General features: G+C 59.7%; 22 protein-coding genes and 1 tRNA gene. 8 read left to right on the top strand and 15 right to left on the bottom strand.

The window, feature by feature from the left end:
- The first annotated feature begins 12 nt into the window (after positions 1 to 12).
- From KH208_RS03810 to KH208_RS03845, 8 genes are all read left to right on the top strand, one after another.
- Complete coding sequence (locus KH208_RS03810) at positions 13 to 2,991, top strand: rhamnan synthesis F family protein (protein ID WP_291433965.1); 2,979 nt, start codon at positions 13 to 15, stop codon at positions 2,989 to 2,991.
- 57 nt (positions 2,992 to 3,048) lie between these two features.
- Complete coding sequence (locus tag KH208_RS03815; RefSeq protein ID WP_291433967.1) at positions 3,049 to 3,870, top strand: ABC transporter permease; 822 nt, start codon at positions 3,049 to 3,051, stop codon at positions 3,868 to 3,870.
- Complete coding sequence (locus KH208_RS03820) at positions 3,860 to 5,227, top strand: ABC transporter ATP-binding protein (protein WP_291433969.1); 1,368 nt, start codon at positions 3,860 to 3,862, stop codon at positions 5,225 to 5,227. Before KH208_RS03815 ends, KH208_RS03820 begins: the two co-directional genes overlap by 11 nt.
- 8 nt (positions 5,228 to 5,235) lie before the next feature.
- Positions 5,236 to 6,108, top strand: a complete 873-nt coding sequence (locus KH208_RS03825) for a bifunctional 2-polyprenyl-6-hydroxyphenol methylase/3-demethylubiquinol 3-O-methyltransferase UbiG (protein WP_291433971.1) — start codon at positions 5,236 to 5,238, stop codon at positions 6,106 to 6,108.
- 39 nt (positions 6,109 to 6,147) lie between these two features.
- On the top strand, positions 6,148 to 6,702 hold the full coding sequence (gene rfbC / locus KH208_RS03830) for a dTDP-4-dehydrorhamnose 3,5-epimerase (RefSeq protein ID WP_291433973.1): 555 nt from the start codon (positions 6,148 to 6,150) through the stop codon (positions 6,700 to 6,702).
- A gap of 408 nt (positions 6,703 to 7,110) precedes the next feature.
- A complete protein-coding gene (locus KH208_RS03835; protein ID WP_291433974.1) occupies positions 7,111 to 10,515 on the top strand; it encodes a hypothetical protein in 3,405 nt (1,134 codons plus the stop codon).
- A gap of 112 nt (positions 10,516 to 10,627) precedes the next feature.
- The gene (locus tag KH208_RS03840) at positions 10,628 to 11,542 is read left to right on the top strand and encodes a glycosyltransferase family 2 protein (protein ID WP_291433975.1); all 915 of its coding nucleotides are present in this window, start codon (positions 10,628 to 10,630) and stop codon (positions 11,540 to 11,542) included.
- Between the two features lie 62 nt (positions 11,543 to 11,604).
- On the top strand, positions 11,605 to 11,997 hold the full coding sequence (locus KH208_RS03845) for a helix-turn-helix transcriptional regulator (RefSeq protein WP_291433976.1): 393 nt from the start codon (positions 11,605 to 11,607) through the stop codon (positions 11,995 to 11,997).
- Between the two features lie 277 nt (positions 11,998 to 12,274).
- Here KH208_RS03845 and KH208_RS03850 read toward each other — a convergent pair.
- From KH208_RS03850 to rplF, 15 genes are all read right to left on the bottom strand, one after another.
- Positions 12,275 to 12,358, bottom strand: a tRNA-Leu gene (locus KH208_RS03850).
- A gap of 489 nt (positions 12,359 to 12,847) precedes the next feature.
- Positions 12,848 to 13,906: a selenide, water dikinase SelD gene (selD, locus tag KH208_RS03855; protein ID WP_291433977.1), complete on the bottom strand. Its 1,059-nt coding sequence runs from the start codon at positions 13,904 to 13,906 to the stop codon at positions 12,848 to 12,850.
- Between the two features lie 276 nt (positions 13,907 to 14,182).
- The gene (gene rplQ / locus KH208_RS03860) at positions 14,183 to 14,695 is read right to left on the bottom strand and encodes a 50S ribosomal protein L17 (protein WP_291433978.1); all 513 of its coding nucleotides are present in this window, start codon (positions 14,693 to 14,695) and stop codon (positions 14,183 to 14,185) included.
- The gene (locus tag KH208_RS03865) at positions 14,685 to 15,728 is read right to left on the bottom strand and encodes a DNA-directed RNA polymerase subunit alpha (protein WP_291433979.1); all 1,044 of its coding nucleotides are present in this window, start codon (positions 15,726 to 15,728) and stop codon (positions 14,685 to 14,687) included. The genes rplQ and KH208_RS03865 overlap by 11 nt, the downstream gene beginning before the upstream one ends.
- 11 nt (positions 15,729 to 15,739) lie before the next feature.
- Positions 15,740 to 16,366 (bottom strand): 30S ribosomal protein S4, encoded by a 627-nt coding sequence (gene rpsD, locus KH208_RS03870; protein ID WP_291433980.1) that lies wholly within the window; start codon positions 16,364 to 16,366, stop codon positions 15,740 to 15,742.
- A gap of 46 nt (positions 16,367 to 16,412) precedes the next feature.
- On the bottom strand, positions 16,413 to 16,802 hold the full coding sequence (gene rpsK / locus KH208_RS03875) for a 30S ribosomal protein S11 (RefSeq protein ID WP_008685806.1): 390 nt from the start codon (positions 16,800 to 16,802) through the stop codon (positions 16,413 to 16,415).
- Between the two features lie 43 nt (positions 16,803 to 16,845).
- Positions 16,846 to 17,214: a 30S ribosomal protein S13 gene (rpsM, locus tag KH208_RS03880; protein WP_008685808.1), complete on the bottom strand. Its 369-nt coding sequence runs from the start codon at positions 17,212 to 17,214 to the stop codon at positions 16,846 to 16,848.
- A gap of 15 nt (positions 17,215 to 17,229) precedes the next feature.
- Positions 17,230 to 17,343, bottom strand: coding sequence for a 50S ribosomal protein L36 (gene rpmJ, locus KH208_RS03885; RefSeq protein WP_005027799.1), 114 nt, complete (start codon positions 17,341 to 17,343; stop codon positions 17,230 to 17,232).
- A gap of 106 nt (positions 17,344 to 17,449) precedes the next feature.
- On the bottom strand, positions 17,450 to 18,244 hold the full coding sequence (map, locus tag KH208_RS03890; RefSeq protein WP_291433981.1) for a type I methionyl aminopeptidase: 795 nt from the start codon (positions 18,242 to 18,244) through the stop codon (positions 17,450 to 17,452).
- 15 nt (positions 18,245 to 18,259) lie between these two features.
- Positions 18,260 to 19,573, bottom strand: coding sequence for a preprotein translocase subunit SecY (gene secY, locus KH208_RS03895; protein ID WP_008685823.1), 1,314 nt, complete (start codon positions 19,571 to 19,573; stop codon positions 18,260 to 18,262).
- A 120-nt stretch (positions 19,574 to 19,693) separates the two neighbouring features.
- Positions 19,694 to 20,158: a 50S ribosomal protein L15 gene (gene rplO / locus KH208_RS03900; protein ID WP_291433986.1), complete on the bottom strand. Its 465-nt coding sequence runs from the start codon at positions 20,156 to 20,158 to the stop codon at positions 19,694 to 19,696.
- Between the two features lie 21 nt (positions 20,159 to 20,179).
- A complete protein-coding gene (rpmD, locus tag KH208_RS03905; protein WP_291433988.1) occupies positions 20,180 to 20,356 on the bottom strand; it encodes a 50S ribosomal protein L30 in 177 nt (58 codons plus the stop codon).
- A gap of 2 nt (positions 20,357 to 20,358) precedes the next feature.
- The gene (gene rpsE, locus KH208_RS03910; RefSeq protein ID WP_291433991.1) at positions 20,359 to 20,880 is read right to left on the bottom strand and encodes a 30S ribosomal protein S5; all 522 of its coding nucleotides are present in this window, start codon (positions 20,878 to 20,880) and stop codon (positions 20,359 to 20,361) included.
- A 1-nt stretch (position 20,881) separates the two neighbouring features.
- On the bottom strand, positions 20,882 to 21,241 hold the full coding sequence (rplR, locus tag KH208_RS03915) for a 50S ribosomal protein L18 (protein WP_008685827.1): 360 nt from the start codon (positions 21,239 to 21,241) through the stop codon (positions 20,882 to 20,884).
- Between the two features lie 10 nt (positions 21,242 to 21,251).
- Positions 21,252 to 21,780 (bottom strand): 50S ribosomal protein L6 (gene rplF, locus KH208_RS03920; protein WP_291433994.1); only part of this gene is annotated, 529 nt, incomplete at its 5' end.

Raw genomic sequence — 21,780 nt, forward strand, 5'->3', positions numbered from 1 at the left:
GCAAACAAAATCATGTTTCACAGATATCTTGCCGCTGCCCTGCTTTTGCCCGCCTCGTTCGCGGTTCACGGTTCCCTGCGGGTCTGGCTGAAGACCATCCGGATGGGGAAACACGCATTCTTTTCCCAGGTGATAAAAAAGGGATCCGCGCAGATCAGCCGCCCGGACTCCTTCGCGCGCGCCCTGCTGGTCTATTATCCCATGAAGACGGGCATGGAGATCCTGCACGCCGGCAGCCTGCTGCCCGTGTTGAAAAAGGCCTGGCGGATCACACGACTGCGGCTTGCGGGCAGCGTGGCAACGCGCCCGGACCCGTTGGATACCTGGAGCGACAGACGGCCGCCCTTTGTGCCGCCAGAGCACATTTTGGCGATGATCCGCGACCCCGACGTCAAAACCGTCAGCTTTGACGTCTTTGATACCTTGCTGCTGCGCCCCGCGCTGCAGCCCAAGGACATCTTCCATCTGCTGGCCCGAAAAGTGGACGCCGCCCACGGCGTGGACTTTATCAAACTGCGTTGGAATGCCGAAGCGGAACTGGGAAAAGCCAACGCCGACATCCATCATATCTACGCCCACATAGTCCGGCGGCATAAGCTGGACCCCGCCACGGCGGAAGCACTGCTGGCGGAGGAAATCCATTGCGAGACAACGCTGCTCTCTCCCAGGCCGGACGTCGAAGACCTGTATCGGGAGGCCGTGCGCCTTGGGAAACGAGTCATAGCCGTTTCAGACATGTACCTGCCCGGAACCGTTCTGGACGATATTCTGAAAAAGAAAGGCTGCGGGATGGACGCTGTGTATGTTTCCTGCGACCATGATGCGCGCAAAAGCGACGGCGCGCTGTATGATGTCGTCCTGAGCAGTGAGAAAACCCTTCCTTCGGAAATTCTGCATGTGGGCGACAACTACCAATCCGATTACGTCCAGGCCGTTCAGAAGAACATCAGCGCGGTCTGGCTTCCTTCCATTCAAACGTTGTGCTTCTCCAACGAGGCGGTCCGCGAGGCTCTTTTCGGCAAAGCCGTGCGCCGGGAACCTCTCTGGAGCATTTTTCTGGGTCTCAGCCTGAACAGGCTTTACGGCGGAGGTTGCCGAACTCCCGAGCATATTGCGGAGTTGAAGGACATTCGGCAGTTTGCGGAGCTGACGCTCGCCCCTCTGGTCACGGCCTTCGGCCTTTTTCTTGCCACGGCCAGGGACATTCAGCAGGCCTACAAATCCATCCACTTCGCTTCCCGTGACGGCTGGCTGCCCCACAAGGTGTACACCTTGGTCCGGGATTGTCTGGGAGGCGTGCCGGGCGTCTACTTTCATGCGGGCCGCCGCGCTTACTACCCTTTTCTGCACGACACCTTTTTTGACTTCGCGGCCTCGCTGAGTCAGGCCGCCAACATGGAAACATATACTCTGCAGGATTTCCTGGAGGCCTGGTTCAAGGATGAGGACCTGCTCGACCGCCTGGGGAAAGGTCTTTCCCCGGCGGAAGCGGCTCTGCCTTTCTTCCTCCGCAAGGTCGAATGCCTGCGAATCCTGCGGCGTTTTGAAAAAGAGATCGCGGACTGCATGTGCGCAAAGCGGACCAGAGCGCAGGCTTATTATGACAGAGTTTTCGACTCGTCGGAAAAGCGGCATCTGGTGTTTGACCTGGGATACTCCGGCAGTATCGGCAAAGCTCTTGCCGCTGTCACGGGAAAACCGGTGGACAAAATATATTTCTGGGAAGAACCGGAAAACAGGGCGCTCGACCGGACATCCGGCTCAACGACGCGTCTTTTCATGAAAGACGGAGCCTATGTTCCCTATCACCTGGTGCTGGAGGAACTCTTCTCACCTTGTGAAGGCGGTGTCACCGGCTTTGACGCCCAGGGAAATCCCGTGCTTGAAAGCCTGACCGGCAGTCATGCGCATGAAGAGGATCTGGCCGCCGCGCACGCGGCCTGCCTTGAATACGCCGAACAATTTTGCGCGATACTGGGAGAATACGCCCAATATGCCGTGCCGCACGCCCCCGGAGCGGCCATGGACGTTTTCCGAGCCCTGCTGAACGACGCTCCCTTCTGCAACGCGGGCGTGTTCAAAAACATCGTTTTTCCGGACCCGGTCTACAGAAGAAGCGCCAATTCCCTGGAAAAGAAACTGGAAATCCATCTGCCCTGCCCGACGGTTTTCTCGGGCACCGGCTTCAACAATCCGCGCAAGACCTTCGTCAGCCGCTCCCGCCCGCGCGGCGGCTGCCGGATCGGCATGCATCTGCATCTGTACCATGCGGGCGTGGCGCATGAGATCATACGTTATCTGCAGGACTTCCCCGCGCCTTTCGACCTCCATATCACCATTACGGACGCGTCGTTCGCGGCCACCGCGCGAAACCTGTTCAGCCGGGCTTTCCTTCCCCTGGTCCGGGAAGTGCGCGTGCTCACTGTGCCCAACCGCGGCAGGGACGTGGCTCCTTGGGTGCTGGGCATGCGTCCGTACCAGGCAGGGTATGATCTCTTTTGCCATATCCACAGCAAGGAATCGGCGCATATCGGTTTCGGGGACGAGTGGCGGGCCTATCTCTTCGACAATCTGATCAGATCCGACAGCGTTGCGGAAATCATCAGCAGTTTCGAGAACGATCCGGGCCTGGGCTGCCTCTTTCCGGCCATTCATCCCAAGGTGCGGCAGGTCATGACCGGCGTAGGAGCTCCGCTGTACGGTTCCGAACATGAGTATGCCGTCATTTGCGACATGCTGCGCAGAATGAAGCTGGGCGGGGAAATCTGCCGGTCAGAGCTTTTTTTCTCCGTGGGCACCATGCTCTGGTATCGTCCGCATGCCCTCCGGCAGCTCTTCGCCTGCGAACTGCACCTTGAAGAGTTCGCGGCCGAACCCATAGGCGTGGGCGGAACCCTGGCCCACGCCCTGGAACGCCTGCCCGCCCTGATTGCTGTGCGCAACGGCTATACAGCCCAAAGTCTGACCCGCCATGCCGCGTTTCCGGCATAGGCCGGAAACGCGGCATGGCACAACGGCCAGGCGGATAAAAATCTGGAGAGTACCCCCTTGTTCCGACTTCTCGACATCCTTGCCGCACCACGCCTGCTGTGGTGTCACAAAAGCTTATTCCGGCAACTGCTTGTCAGAAACATCAGCACCCGCTATCGCGGCTCAGTACTGGGGCTGATCTGGAGTTTCGCCTATCCTCTGATGATGCTGGCGGTCTACACCTTTGTTTTCGGCATCATCTTCAAGGCGCGCTGGGGCGTTGAAACGCTGGACGAAAACAGGGCAGCCTTTCCTCTGATCATGTTCTGCGGCCTTGCAGTGTTCAATCTCTTTTCCGAAAGCGTCAATGCCAGCGGCAGTCTTATTGTGAATAATGTCAGCTTCGTCAAAAAGGTCATCTTTCCTCTGGAGCTGTTGCCCATATGCACAGTGGCCACAGCATTTTTCTTCGGCGCTGCCTGGTTCAGCCTGCTTCTACTGGGAGCCTGCATTTTTCTGCAATCCCTGTCATGGACGATGCTGCTTCTCCCTCTGACCCTTGTGCCTCTGCTGCTGTTCACCACAGGGGCGGTATTCGTCATCGCGGCCTTTGGAGCGTATCTGCGGGATGTGCCCCAGCTTGTGGGCGTGGCGACGCAGATTCTCTTTTTCATGACGCCCATTTTTTACCCGGTTTCTCTGGTACCCGAGCGCCTGCGCTGGCTGCTGAATCTGAACCCTTTGACGCCCGTGGTGGAGGAAACCCGCAAGCTCTTTCTCTACGGGCAGGAGCCCGACTATATGGTCTGTTTGTGGCTGTTTCTCTTTTCTCTAGCGGTATTCCAGACCGGCTTTGTCTGTTTCAGCAAAATGAAGAAAGGATTCGCGGATGTGCTCTGATGCCGAAGCCGTCATTCGCGTGAGCGACATTGCCAAATTCTTCGAGATATACTCCAAGCCGTCGTATCGTCTCTGGCAGATGATATTCCGGGGCAGACGGCGTTTTTATGAGCCGTTCTGGGCGCTGCGGGACATTTCCTTCACTGTGGGGCGCGGAGAGTGCGTGGGAGTTATCGGCCGCAACGGCGCGGGCAAAAGCACGCTGCTCCAGATCATTACCGGCACGCTCGCCGCTTCATCGGGATGCGTCGACGTGAAAGGCCGTGTGGCCGCCCTCCTGGAACTGGGCAGCGGCTTCAACCCCGAATTCACGGGCCGCGAGAACGTCTACCTCAATGCCTCCATCCTCGGCCTGACGCGGGAAGAAACAGACTCCCGCTACGACGACATCGTGGCCTTTGCGGACATCGGCGACTTCATCGACCAGCCGGTCAAAAGCTACTCCAGCGGCATGGTGGTGCGCCTGGCCTTTGCCGTGGTGGCCCATGTGGACGCTGACGTGCTGATCATCGACGAGGCCCTGTCTGTAGGCGATGCCTTTTTCACGCAGAAATGCATGCGCTTCCTGCGCCGCTTCATTGCCGAGCGCACCGCGCTTTTCGTCAGCCATGACACTGCCGCCGTAAACAGCCTGTGCAACAGGGCCATCCTCATGGAACACGGGCGGATAAAGCAGATGGGCAGACCCAAGGACGTGACGGAAACCTATCTGAAAGATATGTATGAAGCGCACCAAGGCTCCAGTGCCCCCGTCGTCGAAACATCAGGGGCGACTCCGGCGGAGAAAGACGCGGAGGACAGGGCGCGCGCCTTCACGCCCGAGGATTTCCGCGACATGCGCGCGGACCTCATCAATGCCAGCAACTTGCGCAATGACATTCAGGTCTTCGTCTTCAACGAACGCAGCGCCGACTTTGGCAAAAAGGGCGTCACCATCACCGGAGCCGCCCTCCTGGACGGCAGGGGACGCCCACTGAACTGGGTGGTCGGCGGCGAACCCGTGTCTCTGCAAATCACCGTGCGGGCACACAAGGACATCTTCAGCCCCATTATCGGTTTTTTTCTCAAAAATCGTCTCGGGCAACATATCTTCGGGGACAATACCTTTCTGGCCTACCGGGAAAAACCCGTGTTGCTGCGCCGGGGGCAAAGCGCTCGTGCGCTTTTTTCCTTCGTCATGCCCATCCTCGAAACCGGAGACTACAGCTTTTCCATTGCCGTGGCAGAAGGCACGCAAGTAGAACATATCCAGCATGACTGGAAGCACGACGCCCTGGTTCTGAAATCGGTCACCACCAGTTGTCATACGGGCATGGTGGGCATCCCCATGCAGTGCATCAGCCTCAACGTCATCTAGGAGCCGTCATGGAGTTCACAGGAGAACGTTTTGTCCCCCAATGCCAGGGAGAAATTGCGGCCGAACACTACCATCGCTATTTTTTCGCTTCGGGTTTCGTCTCCGGCAAGCGCGTCCTGGATATCGCCTCCGGTGAAGGCTACGGTACGCATATTCTGGCGCAATCCGCCGCGCACGTCACCGGCGTGGACATTTCCCCGGAAGCCGTGGCCAACGCCACCCAAAAATACGCCGGAGACAGGATCGCCTTCCTTCAGGGCAGCGCGGCCGTCATTCCCCTGCCCGACGACGCCGTGGACGTGGTAGTCAGTTTTGAAACGCTGGAGCACCTGTGCGAGCAGGAAGCTATGCTCAGCGAAATCAGACGTGTTTTACGGCAGGACGGCCTGCTGATCATCTCCACGCCCAACAAGAATCTGTACAGGCGCGACAATGATCGCTTCCATGTCAGGGAGTTGTTCCGGAAGGAATTCGTTGACCTGCTCAAAAACCGCTTCGCCCATGTTTCCCTGTTGGGGCAGAAGGTCATGTACGGTTCACTGCTGAGCGGCACGGACGGCGAGACCTTACTGCTCCGCCAACGGGAAGAAGACGGCGCTGTGGAGCGTATGCCTTTTACGGAACAGGCCAGATATTTCATAGCCCTTGCCGCTAACGGACCGCTGCCGCCCACTCAGAGTTCGTTTTTCGACTACCCTCTGGAAAAAAGCGATCTGACGGCGCAACTCGCAGAACTGCAAGAACGCCATAACGCGGCGCAAGCGCGCCTTGAGGCCGTGGAAGCGGCATACACCGCCGTCCTTGCCTCGCGCTCGTGGCGCGCCACGGCGCCGCTGCGTCGCCTGCGGCATCTTCTCAAGGGGAAACGGAGCAAAAGCTGAATCTGAAACGCCCCGGTGGGGACAATGAGGAGAACATGCATGGAAGTGGAACGCACCGCCATTGACGGCGTCATCATCATAAAACCGGACGTGCACGGCGACGCACGCGGCTTTTTTGTGGAAACCTGGCAGCGGGACCGCTATGCCGACATGGGCATTGCCATGCCTTTTGTGCAGGACAATCATTCCCGTTCCTCGCGAGGCATTTTGCGGGGCATGCACTTTCAGCGCAAACACCCGCAGGGCAAGCTCGTCCACGTTTCCCTGGGCGCGATCTTTGACGTGGTGGTAGACATCCGCCCCCATTCGCCCACCTTCGGGCAGTGGACCGGCGTGACACTGGACGCGGGACAGCAGCATCAGCTCTGGCTTCCCCCGGGCATGGCGCACGGTTTTCTCGCCTTGAGCGACACCGTGCATCTGCACTACAAATGCACGGATTTTTACCACCCCCAGGATGAAGGCTCTCTCCGGTGGGATGATCCCGACATCGGTATCGCCTGGCCATGCACCGCGCCCATGCTTTCCGTCAAGGACGCCGCCGCACCCTTCTGGCGCGAGGTACGGCAATCCCTTCCGGCGCGGACGCGCTGAACAGTTTCCTGACGGCGTTCCGCCCGGAGCGCCGTCGCCAGGGCGGTTTACTCTTTGAACGGTAAACGGCCCTGAAGAAACCCTGGATTACCCGCACATATTGGGGCCCTGACCCTCAAGCCCTCAAGGGGCTGTCTTCAAGACATCTCTGTTTCCTCCCGCCACACAGCATCTCATCTGCCGCCGCCAGTTGAACCGCTTTCTCCACATCATTTCCTTCCTGTCGTCGCTACCGAACGCCTCACCAATAAAGTGTACCCTATTGTTACATTTTTACGGACATCTTGTGTGTGGCTGAAGCTAAGGAAGGCTGGGCTTCAGGCTGAGCACCATGCGATTATCTGTCTAGGATTATTGTAAAAATGAGAAGTTAGGCTTCTCGACTTTTAACTCTCTGGAGGAAAACACATGGCTGTTGAAATTCCTACTTGGTTTGAGGAAAAAAATTATCTCAATAATAAAGCGGTGCAGTTGAACGCCACCAAGTTCAACGACAAAACCGATTGGACTGCGGATTCGGCGTTGGCCGCCATTGAAGCCGCGGGCATGAGCGCCTACGAGCATTTCGTCGCCTACGGCAATGTCGAAAACATCAGCCCCAATCCCATGTTCAACGTGGCGGAATACCTCGCGGCCAAGGCGGCACAGCTCAACAGCGACCCTGACGAGCCAAAATCCGACTGGACCGAGGCCGACGTACTGGCGGCATTCAACGACGCCGGTCTGACTGCTTGGGATCATTACACACAATACGGCATGTATGAAGGGATCAACCCCTCCAATCAATTTGACGCCAGCGCCTACTTCACAGCCAAGCTGGCGCAGCTTCAGGCTGCCGAGCCGGATAAGGGCTGGACAGAAGAATCCATGCTGGACGCCTTTAAGGAAGCGGGTCTCAACCCCTTGGAACATTATGCCCAGTACGGCAAGGATGAAGGCCTTTCCGTTCCCCCGGTGCCGTCCGACGAACGGGTCGTCACGGATTTTGATCCCTACACTCCTTCCAATCCGGGCGAAACTTTCACCCTGACCACCGGCACCGACCACATTACGGGCACGGCCAACGACGACGTGGTCAACGGCGTGGCCTCCTCCCTGACCGCCGACCGCACCCTGAACAGCGAAGACGTCATCGACGGCGCGGAAGGCAACGACACTCTGAATGTGGCCATGCAGGGCAATTTCTCCGGCTTCACCACCGGCTCCATGACCAACGTGGAAAAAGTGGTGCTGACCAACGAAGGCAACATCGCCCGCAGCTTCTCGGCCAAGGGCATTGACGGTGTGAATACCTGGACCCTGAACGACACGGGCGCGGCCGTCAACCTTACCGACCTTTCCGCCGCGGGCGCCACCGTCAATGTGCAGGGTCTCAAGGCGGGCCCGACCAGCATCGGTTTTACTGCTGACGCCGTAAAGGGCGACAACGACTCGCTGACCCTGGGCCTCAACAATGTGGGCACCGCCAAAGACGGCGACACAGCCGCCAAGCATGTGGCCATTACCGCCAACGGCATTGAAAATCTGGCCGTGAAGGCCACGGACGACAACTATGTGGATCTGAGCGCCGCCGCTTCTAAAACCGTAACCGTCTCCGGCTCCGGCAATCTGGATGTCAACAATGTAGCGGCGGGTATGACCAGCTTCGACACTTCGGCCCTCAGCGGCAATGTGACGGCTGATCTGCACGCAGCCACCGGGCTGGCGATCGTCAAGGGAGGTTCCGGCGACGACACCATTACGGTAACCAACCTTGCCGCCAACGCCGTTATTGAAGGCGGAGCCGGCAATGACAGCCTGATCCTGCAAGGCGTCACCAGTACTCTGCAACCCACCATGTCCGGTTTTGAGAATATTACGGCTGATGGCGGCACGCTCACCCTTTCCGGCAAAAACATGTCCGATTTCAATTCTCTGACCGTGAAGAATGGTGCGCAGGTGACTTTGGCCAATATGGACGCCTCTGCCTTTACCGTCACCGCGTCGGGTTCTACGGCTGGTTCCGTTTTGTTGAGCGACGCCACCGCGCTTACCTACAATACGGTAAGCAGCAAGACCGACAAAACCTCGGACAGCATCAGCACCACAGTGACCGCCTCCAAGGCCACCTCGGCCACGGTCAACGTGGGCGAATACACCGAGGTGAACGGGACGCTGAACTTTGGCGCGGCTGTGGATGTGGCCGTGAATGTGGCCAGCGGTCTGGGCAGCGACGGCAAGACCGAAATGACCTCTTTTGGCGGTACCCTGACCGCGAACAAAGCCCAGAGTTTTACCGTTAATGCGGAAGGTCTGCTGGAGGTTTCCACCTTCAATGTGGACGCGGCCAGTTCCGTGCTGGTGGATGCCGCCCAGGGCAGCACGGGCGTGGTAAAAATTCAGGCGAGCAAGGCCACTGACGTGAGCATTACCGCCGGCTCGGCTATGGCTATCACCGGCAGCTCTTTCTCCAGCGCCCAGAACGTGACCCTGGCCGCGAACAAAGGGCATCTCTCCGGCGGCGTGGCACTGGACGCCGTCAACCAGCTCACCCTTTCCGGCGCGGATGCGGCCTCGCAGATGACGCTGGGTGTTCTGGGCTCTTCCACACAGGAATACGGCATCACAGTGGACGCCAGCGGCCTGAAAGGCGGGTTGGTACTGGGTAATACTGACGCCGGAACCGGTGATGTGGCCTTGAATCTCGTCGACGTGACGGGTGCCGCCGTTGTCGGTACGGTGGACGGCAACAATGTGACCATCCACGCCGCCCAGCTCGGCACGACCACTCTGGGCGCCATTACCGCTACCGGAGATGTGAACATTGACGCCATGGGCGTGTTGGGCGGCAATGCGGCAGCCGCTGCCTTTACAGCAGGCGCTATTGTTGCCGACAAGGCCATCACGGTGAACTTCGACGGCAGCAGCGATATGGCCTTCGGCGCGCTGACTGCCGACACCGTGAACCTGGACGCATCCGGCTATCTGGGTGCCATCACTAACAGCAACGGCGCCGTCGTTGATGCAGCCATCGGCATGATTACGGCGGATACGGTCGTCATCAAGGGTTCAGAGATCGGCGCGAACACCTTTGGTTCCGCAGCCAATACGGACAACTTCATAACGGCCGATACCCTTACCTACACCGGCGGCCTGGATGTGGATACGGTATACCTTACCGGCAAGTCCGGCCCGGATATGAATGTGCGCCTCGACACCGGCGCGGGCAATGACATTGCGAGCCTTACCGCCATTAGCTCCACGACCAAAATCACGGTCACCGGCGATATGGGCGGCGACAACGGCGACGCGATTAAGGTGGACGGCTCTGCTTCCACCAACGAGATCAACATCAATCTCAGCGGCCTGACCGGTTACAGCACGAGCGACCTCTCCGCAAAAGCTGCCGGCAGTGCTTTGGTTGGTGGATCTGGTGTAGACTCTCTGACTGTGGGTGGTGCAACTGCTGCTATCACTAAGGGCGTATTGGAATATAGCATGACCGGCGGTGCCGGAATTGATACGTTCAACGTAGTTGCGGCTGTTACCACTGGGATTAATCATGTTACGATTACCGACTATGAAAGCGGCATCGACATTCTGAAAGGATTTTCCGGTGAGGATAGCTATAGCAATGCTAATGACGCCGCTGCTGCCCTGCAAACCTTCTTGGGTGGTACGATTTCAGCAAGCGACATTCAGTACACGGTAGGTAACGAAGCAATTGTTTATAATGGCAATACCTATCTGCTGAGTGTCGATACGGCGGCTGATGTGACAAGCATAGTCGAACTTCACGGAGTTCAAGACCTGGATGCGTCGATTAGCGCTTAAGCTTCTTTAAATTCAACTCCTAACGCAAGGCCCCGCCCCCCATCGGGGGCGGGGCCTCTTTTTCCGCACTCCGCATCCGCCGTCACGCGGCGTCCCTTCCGGGAGATCCGTCATGTCCGCTCCCGTTGTTACGGTCATAGTGCCCAGCTACAACTACGCCCGCTACTTGCCGGGCGCGCTGCGCGGCGTGCTGGGCCAGAGCATGGCGGATTTCGAGCTGCTGCTGGTGGAAGACGGTTCCACGGATCAATCCCCGGCCGTGGCCCGGAGCTTTGCCGCGCGCGACTCCAGAGTGCGCCTGCTGACCCATGCGGACGGCAGAAATCACGGCCTGCCCGCCGCCCTGGCTCTGGCGCTGGCAGAAGCAAGGGGCCGCTGGACGGCCTTTCTGGAGGCCGACGACCTCTGGCATCCCCTGTGTCTGGAACGCCGTCTGGAAACAGCGGAAAAAAACAACGCGGGCGTGGTCTGCAACGACATTGCGCCCTTTGCCATGCCCGGCGCCGATATGGCCTGGTTTGAGGGCTATGTGCCGCGCGTCATGCGCTGGCATGCCCGGCTTGCCCCGGCGCACTGCGATGTGCGCCCCTTTCTGCTGGAAAACAAAATTCCCACCTTTTCCTGCGCCATGGCCAGAACCGGCCTGCTGTGCCACGTCTCCCTGCAAACGCCCGTGCCGCGCTGGCTGGACTGGTGGGTCTGGGCCCAGCTCGCCGCGCTCGCGCCCTTTGCCTTTGTGCCGGAAAAACTCACCCGCTGGCGGTTGCACCCCAAAAGCTGGCACCACAAGGTGGAACTCTTCAGCTACCTTGAGGAGTTCCGGCGCATGGGGCGCGGCTTCCGCCACCTGTTCGCCAGCGATCTGGCCCGCCGCGGGCAATGGGGCGCGCTGACCTTTCTGCTGCTGCCCGCCACAATACGCCTGGCCGCGCGTCTGGCATTGACGGCACGTGAGGACGGGCTTGTGCGCGCCTTGCAGCGTATTTCCGGGCGGCTGGACGTCTCCCGTTCCATCCGTAAACTCTGAAAAATTTTGCGCCGGGTCTGCCGCCGGAGTGCTTCTGGCTGTCTTGCCCGCAGTGTGGACAGATGAAGAACCCATCCTCCAAATGCCTGCTGGAATCCGCCCTGGACATCCTGCGCGCGGCCGCCTCGGGCAAGCCCTTCGCCAATCAGGCGCAGCTGGCCCGCGCCACAGGAGAATCCGAAGCCAATATTTCCCGTTGGCTCAACGGACCTGCCACGCCGAACCTGCGCAAACTGGAGTCCGTCTTGTCCTCCCTGGGCATGCCTTTTGTTCTGCCCGACGCAAGAAGCGGCCATCGGAGACATGCGCCCTGCCGCCGGACCAGCGGAAAATCCGGACAAGCACACGTCCACCCCTGTTCCGGAAAAAGAATACGCAGGCAAGGGCTCTCAGGCCCTGGCGTGGCAACGCTGATACGATTGGTGATCGTGGTGATACAAAAAGACAAAAAATAGGGCGGCAGTGCCCACATTACCCTCTCTCACTTACCAATACGGCGCAAGCCCTCCGCACATGGGACTGTACCCGGAAACCTGAATTCCGCACTCCCGGCCATCGCGCAAGCCATGATGAAGCAACACAAAACAGGCTTCGCCGTGAAACTCGTTCAAAAAAGCCGCACCCGGCAGCGAACAGACAGCAACCCGAAAAGTAAAAGCCCCTCATGCAACCAAGGAAACAGGAGCATGCGGGGTTTTATGAACGGCTTGTGTATCAAGCGGGTATGGCTTCTGGTGCGAGAGGGGGGATTTGAACCCCCATACCTAGGGTGCTGGATTCTAAGTCCAGTGCGTCTACCAGTTCCGCCACTCTCGCAAAGATATTTTTATATCTCATTTGCGGGCGAGCCGCAAGCTGCGCTATCTGCCTTGTCAAGGCAGCCGCATCCAAAAAGCCTTTATTCCCCAATAGATCGCGGAACAAACAAAAAGTGGCGAAGCCACCTTTGCTCCGGCGGAGCAAAGGGCAGGCGGATGGCTGGTGCCGGGAGAATCCCGGAAAATAAGATTTTTGCGTGCTGGCAAGGAAAATGGCGCTTTTTGCGCGGAAACCGACCGGAAGGCGGCCCAAAGGGCCGTGCCCGTTGGCGAGCAAAGCGAGCCTTACGGGCATCGAGAGCAGAGCTGTACTCACGTACATGAGCAGCAAACAGCGTCGGCTGGCGCAGCCAGCACACAACAGGCTGTTTTGACGGATCATCACGGCAAATAAGAAGCCTGCAAAGACTGAAATGAGATGCGTCTGCCCTGTCTGCCTCGTGGAAAGCAAAGTCTGCACGCCGTGACGCGCGCCGCCCCAATTCCCTCAGCGCAACAGCAAGGCCTTGCCGTCGGTCCTCGGTGGAAGCACTTCGCCCACCTCCCGGGCCAGGTCGCCACCGCTCTCCAGCATGTCCCGCACCGGGCCCAGCAAGTCCGGAGGCACGGCCAGCAGCAAACCGCCTGAAGTCTGGGCGTCAAAAGTCACGCTCTCAAGAGCCTCATCCACGCCCGGCTCCACCAGGGTGGAACAGGCCCAGTGCTTGCGGTTCAGATGGCTGCCCGCCGGAATCAGTCCGTCACGCGCGTATTCCAGCACACGGGGCAAAAGGGGCAGAGCCGCCGTATCCAGAGCCACACAGGCATTTGAGGCCAGGGCCATTTCCAGGGCATGGCCGCCCAGGCCGAAACCGGTGATATCCGTGGCGGCGGGCAGATGGAACGCACGGATGACCGCGCCGCCCACCTTGTTCAGTCGTCCGCAGCAGCGGATCAGTTCGGCCTCGCTTTCCGCCGCGCCCTCCCAGCGGGCCTTGACCGCCGTGGCAAGAATGCCGGTGCCCAGCGCCTTGGTCAGCAGGAGGCACTGTCCCGGCCTGAGCCCGTCGTTCACCGCAATATGCGCCGGATCGATAATGCCCGTCACGGCCAGACCATATTTCAATTCGTCGTCCTGCACGGTATGGCCGCCGGCCAGCACGGCTCCGGCCTCCAGCAGGGCGTCCTGGCCGCCGCGCAAAATGTTGGTCAGAGCTTGCTCGGGATCATCTTCCGCCAACGCTTGGGGAAAACAGGCCACGTTCATGGCGCACCAGGGTTCGCCCCCAAGAGCGTAGACATCGGACAAAGCATTGGCCGCCGCGATGCGGCCAAAGGCGAACGCGTCATTGACGATGGGCGCGAGGATGTCCACGGTCTGCACCAGGGCCTTGCCCGGCGGCACGGAGAGCACCACGGCGTCCTCATTGCGAGCGCGGCCAGCCAGCACTCTGGCTTCCAATTCGGGGGGAGTTACGGGCGCAAGGCCGCGCAAAAGCCGCTCCAGGGCCCCTGGAGCCAACTTGGCCGCTCAGCCTGGGGCGCGGGCTTTTTCCAACAGTTTCATCTTCAAATTTCCGTTAGAGCATTTCACAATGAACAATCAGCCACGTTCACTCCAAGGATGCGGCTTGTTCAAGCTACGGGAAATTTTACACTCTGCCAAGAAGGAGGCTGCAACACCGCTTTCCCGGTCCGCACGCCCTGCCCCCCCGAGCGGCCGGTCCCGCACGCCGCGCGCCTACAGCGCAACCCATGAAAACAGGCAAAAAGCCCTGCCTGAAAGAGCATAAAAAAGGGAGTCCGAAGACTCCCCTTTTGCAAAAGCTGCTGTGCTTGCGCGCTATTCGGCGGCGCCTGCTTCCTGCGCGGTCCCTTCCTCAGCCTTAGGCTTGCGGGTGCGCTTGGGTTTGGCGGCCGCATCCCCGGCCGGAGTGGCGTCAGCGGCTTTGACCGCCTTCTTGTCCTTGCCCGCCTTGGCGTCCGCAACCGGCTCGGCCGCACGGGACAACTCGATAACAGCCATGGGGGCATTGTCGCCCTTACGCGGCATGGCCAGTTTGAGCACGCGGGTGTAGCCGCCCGGCACGCCGGCAAACAGCGGGCCGATTTCATCAAAAAGACGCTTGACCAGGGCGTGGTCGTTGAGCACCCGGTAGGCCAGACGGCGAGAGTGCAGATCGTTGCGCTTGGCCAGCGTGATCAGGGGTTCCACCACCCGGCGCAATTCCTTAGCCTTCATCTCCGTGGTGCGGATTTTGCCGTGGATCAGAAGCGCCTTGGCGAGATTGTGCAACAGGGCCTTACGGTGCGCGGGCGTGCGCGAGAGTTTCCTGCCGGAATTGCTATGCCTCATTTTGCTGCTTCCTTTTCCATTCCTGATATTTCTTGTCGAAGCCGTCGACCTTCATACCAAAGTCAAGGCCCATGTCCAGAAGAACACTTTTGATTTCGTCCAGCGACTTGCGTCCGAAATTCTTGGTTTTGAGCATCTCGCCTTCGGAGCGCTGCACCAGTTCGCCCACCAGAGCGATATTGGCACTACGCAGGCAGTTGGTGGCGCGCACGGAGAGCTCAAGATCGTCAATGCTCTTGAACAGATGCTCGTTCACCTCGCCGCCGTCACTGCTGCCCAGACGCATATCGCCGGAAACGCGCTCATCAAAATTGATAAAGACCGAAATCTGGTCCTTGATGATCTTGGCGCTGTAGGCAATGGCATCCTCTGGCGTGAGCGAGCCGTCGGTCCAGACTTCCAGCAGCAGGCGGTCATAGTTGGTCATCTGGCCCACGCGGGCCTGTTCGACCGTATACGCCACCTTGCGCACCGGAGAAAAACTGGAATCCAGCTTGATCAGACCGATTTCCTCGGACAGACCTTCGTGCATGTCGGCGGGCACATAGCCCTTGCCCATACGCGCTTCCAGCTCCATTTCCAGCACGACATCCTCGGTGAGGGTGGCGATGTGCAACTCGGGGTTGAGCACCTCCACATGCTGGTTGGTCTGGATCTGGGCGGCCGTCACCGGGCCCTTCCGGTCCACGCGCAGAACCAGGCGCTGGGGCTCGTCCGAGTCCAGGCGCAGACGGACCTGCTTGAGATTCAGGATGACGTCGGTAACGTCCTCCAGCACGCCGTGGATGGTGGTAAACTCATGCTGCACGCCGGTGATTTTCACCGAGACAAAGGCCGCCCCTTGCAGGGAGGCCAGAAGGACGCGCCGCATGGCGTTGCCGATGGTGGTGCCGTAGCCCCGCTCCAAAGGCTCGCAAATAAACTTGCCGTGCGTGCCGCTGGCCGTCTCTTCCTCACGCAAAATCTGGTCGGGCTTCACGAGCTCCGACCAGTTGCGCGCATTGATAAGGCGTTCGCCTTGTTTAATAAGCATGCGCCCCCCGCTTATTTCGAGTAAAGTTCGACAATCAACTGCTCGTTGACGGGGAACTGAATATCATCGCGCTGCGGCAGGGCTTTCACGGTGCCCTTGAAAGCGGCACCGTCGGCTTCAAGCCAACCGGGGCAGCCGCGACGGGCGATCACTTCCTGGGCTTCGGCCAGAACGGGAATTTTACGATTCTTTTCGGGCACTTCCACAGAGTCCCCCACCTTCACTTGCAGGGAAGGAATGGTGACCTTGTGGCCGTTCAGGGCAAAGATGCCGTGACGCACCAGCTGGCGGGCCTGGTTGCGGGAGTTGGCAAAACCCAGACGGTACACCACGTTGTCCAGACGGCGCTCCAGAATAACCAGCAGGTTGGTGCCGGTGACGCCCTTCTGCATTTCGGCTTTTTCAAAGTAGCCGTGGAACTGGCGCTCCAGCACGCCGTAGGCGCGACGGGTCTTTTGCTTCTCCCGCAGCTGCACCGCGTATTCGCTGACCTTCTTCCGCGCGCGGCCATGCTGGCCGGGAGCGTAGGGACGGCGATCATAAGCGCACTTGTCGGTGAAGCAACGATCACCTTTCAGGAACAGCTTGCAGCCCTCGCGGCGGCAGATGCGGCATTTGGCTTCAGTATATTTGGCCATGAATGAGTCCTCTTCGTTTGTACGGCGCTGCCCCGGCAGCGCGAAACTAGACGCGGCGGCGCTTGGGCGGCCGGCAGCCGTTGTGCGGGATGGGCGTCACGTCACGAATGAAAGCCACCCGGAAACCCACGGCGGCAATGGCGCGCATGGCGGCCTCACGACCGGAGCCGGGCCCCTTCACATAGACGCCCACGGTACGCATGCCGTTGTCCTGCGCCTTGCGGGCGGCGGTTTCAGCGGCCACCTGGGCGGCAAAGGGCGTGGACTTGCGCGAACCCTTGAAGCCGCTCTGGCCGGAAGAGGCCCAAGAGACAGCGTTGCCGCGCGTATCCGTAAAGGTGATGATGGTATTGTTGAACGAAGCCTGGATATGGGCAATGCCCACCGGGACGTTCTTCTTTTCCTTTTTCTTGACCGCTTTCTTGGGTCTGGCCATGACTATCCCTCAATCTGGCTAAAAAACGAGTAAATGAGCGCGCCTACTTTTTCTTGCCCACAGCGCCGCGGCGCGGTCCCTTGCGGGTGCGCGCGTTGGTGTGGGTGCGCTGGCCGTGCACGGGCAGGCCGCGACGATGACGCAGACCCCGGTAACAACCGATATCCATAAGCCGCTTGATATTGCTTGAAACTTCCCGGCGCAGATCGCCTTCCACCTTGAAGTTTTGTTCGAGCTCCTTGCGGATCTCGTTCACTTCGTCAGCTGAGAGGTCGTCAATGCTACGCTCCCAGTTGACGCCGGTGGAATCAAGGATCTTCAGGGCCGTCGTGCGGCCGATGCCGTAAATGTAGGTAAGCGCAATGTCCACCCGTTTGCCGCGCGGCAAATCAACACCTGCTATTCTCGCCACAATATGTCTCCTGCCCTAGCCCTGGCGCTGCTTGTGCCGGGGGTTTTCGCAGATAACTCGAAGCACTCCCTTGCGCCGGATCACTTTGCACTTGGGGCATATTTTCTTGACGGAAGGTCTGACTTTCATCGCATGTCTCCACTGATAGCCGTTTGGCCGTTGTGACGGCCCGTCCTGACGGCCCCGGCTATTTCGGGGCAGGAACAGGCATCTTTATCTATCTTTGCCTATTCTGTCAACCATCAATTGTGTGCCGGTTCAGGCCGCGATCCGAAACACTCAGGATTCTCGGCCCTTCCGGGGTGATCGCCACGCTGTGCTCAAAATGCGCGGCCCATTGGCCGTCCCGGGTCACAGCGGTCCATTTGTCCTCCAGGATGTCCACTTCATAGCTCCCGACCGTGACCATGGGCTCAATGGCAATGACCATGCCGTTCTGCAGGGTCAGCCCATGCATGCCGGGCCTGAAGTTGGGCACCTCCGGCTTTTCGTGCATCTTCGCACCCACGCCGTGGCCCACGAAACGACGCACCACATTGAAACCGGCGGCCTCCACATAGTCCTGCACGGCGGCGCCGATGTCATAGACGTCGTTACCCGCCCGCGCTTTCTCAATGCCCACGTAGAGGCTTTCCTCGGTCACCCGCATCAGCCTGCGGGCCTCGTCGCTCACCTGCCCCACAGGGTAGGTACGGGCGGCGTCGCCCACAAAGCCCTCGAAGACCACTCCCATGTCGATGCTGACGATGTCCCCCTCCTGTAGCAGCCGCGCGGAGGGAAAGCCGTGCACCACCTGCTCGTTGACCGAGCAGCAGACGGCAAAGGGATAACCGCAGTAACCGAGAAAAGCCGGTTTCACCTTGTAGTCGGCGCACATGTCGCGCGCCAGTTCTTCCAGGCGCATGGTGGGAAGATCGGGCGCCACCATATCGCCCACGGCGTCAAGAATATTGGCGACCATGCGGTTGGCTTCACGCAGACAACCCACTTCCCGCTCATTTTTAATGAATGCGCCGTGATATTTTTTCATGCTCCACGCCCCGCGCTATGCTTTTCCGCCCTTGCGCGCCTTCTGCATCAAGCCCTGGTACTGGCTTGAAATCATGTGCGATTCAACCTGATTCATAAAGTCCATGGCCACGCCCACCAGAATCAGCAAACTGGTGCCGCCGAAGTAGAACGGCACGTTGAAATTGCTGATCAGCAACATGGGCAACAGGCAGACAAGGGAAATATACACCGCGCCCGAAAGCGTCAGCCGCGAGAGCACGGTGTCAATGTATTCCTGCGTCTTTTCGCCCGGACGGATGCCCGGAATGAAGCCGCCGGCCTTCTTCAGGTTCTCGGACATGTCTTTGGGATCAAAGATGATGGCCGTGTAGAAATAGCAGAAGAAGAACATCAGGGCCACGTAAATGATATTATACAGAATGCCGTGGGGCGAAAAGAGCTCCGCCGCCCGCTTCACATACTCGTTGGTCGAAAACTGGCCGATGGTGGCCGGGAAAAGCAGCAACGAGGAAGCGAAAATGGGCGGAATGACGCCCGCCGTGTTCAGGCGCAAAGGCAGATGCGAGTTCTGCCCGCCGAACATCTTGCGGCCCACCTGGCGCTTGGCGTAACTGATGGGAATTCGCCGCTGAGCCCGCTCCACAAAGACGATGCAGACCGTCACGGCGGCCATGAACACCACAATGACCACGGCCATGAAAATGCTCATGTCGCCGGCCTGAATCAGGGCCACGGACTGGATGATGCCGCGCGGAATCCCCACCACAATGCCGCAGAAGATGATCAGCGAAATACCGTTGCCGATGCCTCGTTCGGTGATCTGTTCGCCCAGCCACATGACCAGCACCGAACCCGCGGTAAAGGTCATCATTGTCACCAGCCGGAAATGCCAACCGGGATTGAGCACAATGGGCGAACCGGCGGGGCTGGTCATATTTTCCAGGCCCACGGCGATGCCCAGGCCCTGCACCAGTGTGATCAGCACCGTGAGGTAACGGGTATACTGGGTGATTTTGCGGCGACCCGCCTGCCCTTCTTCCTTTGCCATGCGCTTGATGTCCGGGCTGACCACCTGCAAAAGCTGCATGATGATGGACGCCGAGATGTACGGCATGACGCCCAGCGCAAATACGGAAACATTGCGCAGGCCGCCGCCCGAGAACATGTCGAAGAGGCTGAACAGGGTGCCGGACATGCTTTCAAAGAAAGAAGCCAGGGCCGCGGCGTCCACGCCGGGCACCGGCACATGCACGCCGATCCGGTAGCAGCACAAAATCAGGAAGGTCCAGCCCAGGCGCTTGGCCAGGGCGGGCTGGCCCGCCATGTTGTTTGCCGATCCTACTGCCATGAAAGACTCGTTGCGTTTGCGCGCCCAAGGGCGCCGTATGCGCGTAAACGTCATAGCCCGCCGCGCGCGGCGGGCTATGACGCCGCAATATTCCGTTCCGGCCGCGAGAGCGGCCGGAAATTATTCGGCCGCGGGAGCCGCTTCCAGCTCGCTGACTTCACCGCCGGCCTGACGGATCTTCTCCGCCGCGGCCTGACTGAACTTGTGGGCTTCCACCTTGAGGGCGGATTTCACTTCACCGCGCGAAAGAATTTTCACCGGCGCGCCCAAGCGGGCAAGACCACGGGCATAGATGTCATCCAGGGTGATGCTGTCCTTGCCCTCAAAGGCCTGGGTCAGCGCATCCAGGTTGATCACGTCGTACGTCACTTTAAAGGGCGCGTTCTTGAAGCCGTGCTTCGGCAGACGACGCTGCAGGGGCATCTGGCCGCCTTCAAAGCCGGGGCGCACGCCGCCGCCGGCACGGGCGTTCTGGCCTTTGTGGCCCTTGCCCGCCGTGCCGCCCAGACCGGAGCCACCGCCCCGGCCCACCCGGCGGCGGGTCTTGCGCTCTTCCGGAAAGGGAAAGAGATTGTGCAGTTGCATAATATACTCCTCGCGCGGCCGTTAGTCCACGACGGCCACAAGGTGCGAAACTTTGGCAATGATGCCCCGGATGGCCGGGGTGTCCTTGAACGTCTTGACCATCTCGCGACGCTTGAGGCCAAGGGAGTCCAGCATTCTGCGCTGGGCCGGCGTGGTGCCGATGCGCGAGCGCACGAGTTTGACCTTGATTTCCGTCATGGCTACTTCCTCGGGGCTTCCAGCTTTTTGCCGCGCAGGGCCGACACATCCTCGGCGCTGCGCAGGGAAACAAGACCCTGTATGGTGGCGCGAAGCACGTTATGCGGATTGTTGGTGCCGATGGCCTTGGCCAGCACGTCGCGCACGCCCACGGCCTCCATCACGGCGCGCACAGCGCCGCCCGCGATGATGCCGGTACCTTCGGAGGCGGGCTTGAGCATGACGCGGCCCGCACCGAAGCGGCCCAGCACCTCATAGGGCAGGGTTCCTTCGACCAGGGGCACATGCACGCGGTTTTTGCGCGCCCGCTCCGTAGCCTTGCGCAGAGCCTCGGGCACTTCCTGGGCCTTGCCCAGGCCAAAGCCCACGCCGCCCTTGCCGTCGCCCACCACCACAAGGGCGCTGAAGCTGAAACGGCGACCGCCCTTGACCACTTTGGCCACACGGTTGAGGGAGACGATCTTTTCGATTTCACCCAGTTCGTTCTGCTGGGTTTCGCTATTGTTCGAGCTATCCTGACGCATATTAGAACTCCAGACCGCCTTCGCGGGCGCCGTCGGCTACAGCCTTGACGCGACCGTGATAAATATACCCGTTGCGATCGAATACCACCTTACTGATATTCTTTTCCTTGGCCAAGCGGGCGATTTCCTTGCCCACGCGTTCGGCGCCGCTCTTGTTGCAGTGCAGGCCGGATTCGGTTTTGGAAAGGCTAAGGGTGGAGGCGGACACCAGAGTCGCGCCTTCCAGATCGTTCACGATCTGGGCGTAAATATGCAGGTTGGACCTGTAGACCACGAGACGCGGACGTTCAGCCGTGCCGTTGACCTTTTTGCGGATGCGGATCTTGCGGCGCTGACGGGATTCATTCTTGCTATAATTCATGACGCAGCCCCTACTTCTTGCCGCCGGACTTGCCCACCTTGCGGCGGATGGTCTCGGTCACGTACTTGATGCCCTTGCCCTTGTAGGGCTCGGGCTTGCGGATACGGCGGATCCTGGCGGCCATTTCGCCCACCAGTTCCTTGTCCACGCCGCTGATGGTCAACACCTGGCCTTCCACGGCGGCCTTGATGCCGGCGGGCAGTTCCACCACCACGGGATGGGAAAAGCCCACGGCCAGTTCAATGATGTTGCCTTTCACGGCCACGCGATAGCCCACGCCAATGACTTCCAGGGCCTTGGAAAAGCCCTTGGTCACGCCGTCGATGCAGTTGGCCAGCAGCGTGCGCCGCAGACCGTGCTGCGAACGGCTTTCACGAGTTTCCTCGAGGCGGGTCAATGTCACATGCCCGTCGGCCAGCTCATACTTGAGCAGAGAGCAGACAGGCGTGCTCAGCGAGCCCTTGGGGCCTTTCACTTCCACAACATCCGTTCCGATCTTGACTTCGACGCCATTGGGAACGGGAATGGGCAGTTTACCT

Origin of the sequence: Desulfovibrio sp. (genome assembly GCF_018379785.1) — a bacterium.
Taxonomy (GTDB): Bacteria; Desulfobacterota; Desulfovibrionia; order Desulfovibrionales; family Desulfovibrionaceae; genus Desulfovibrio.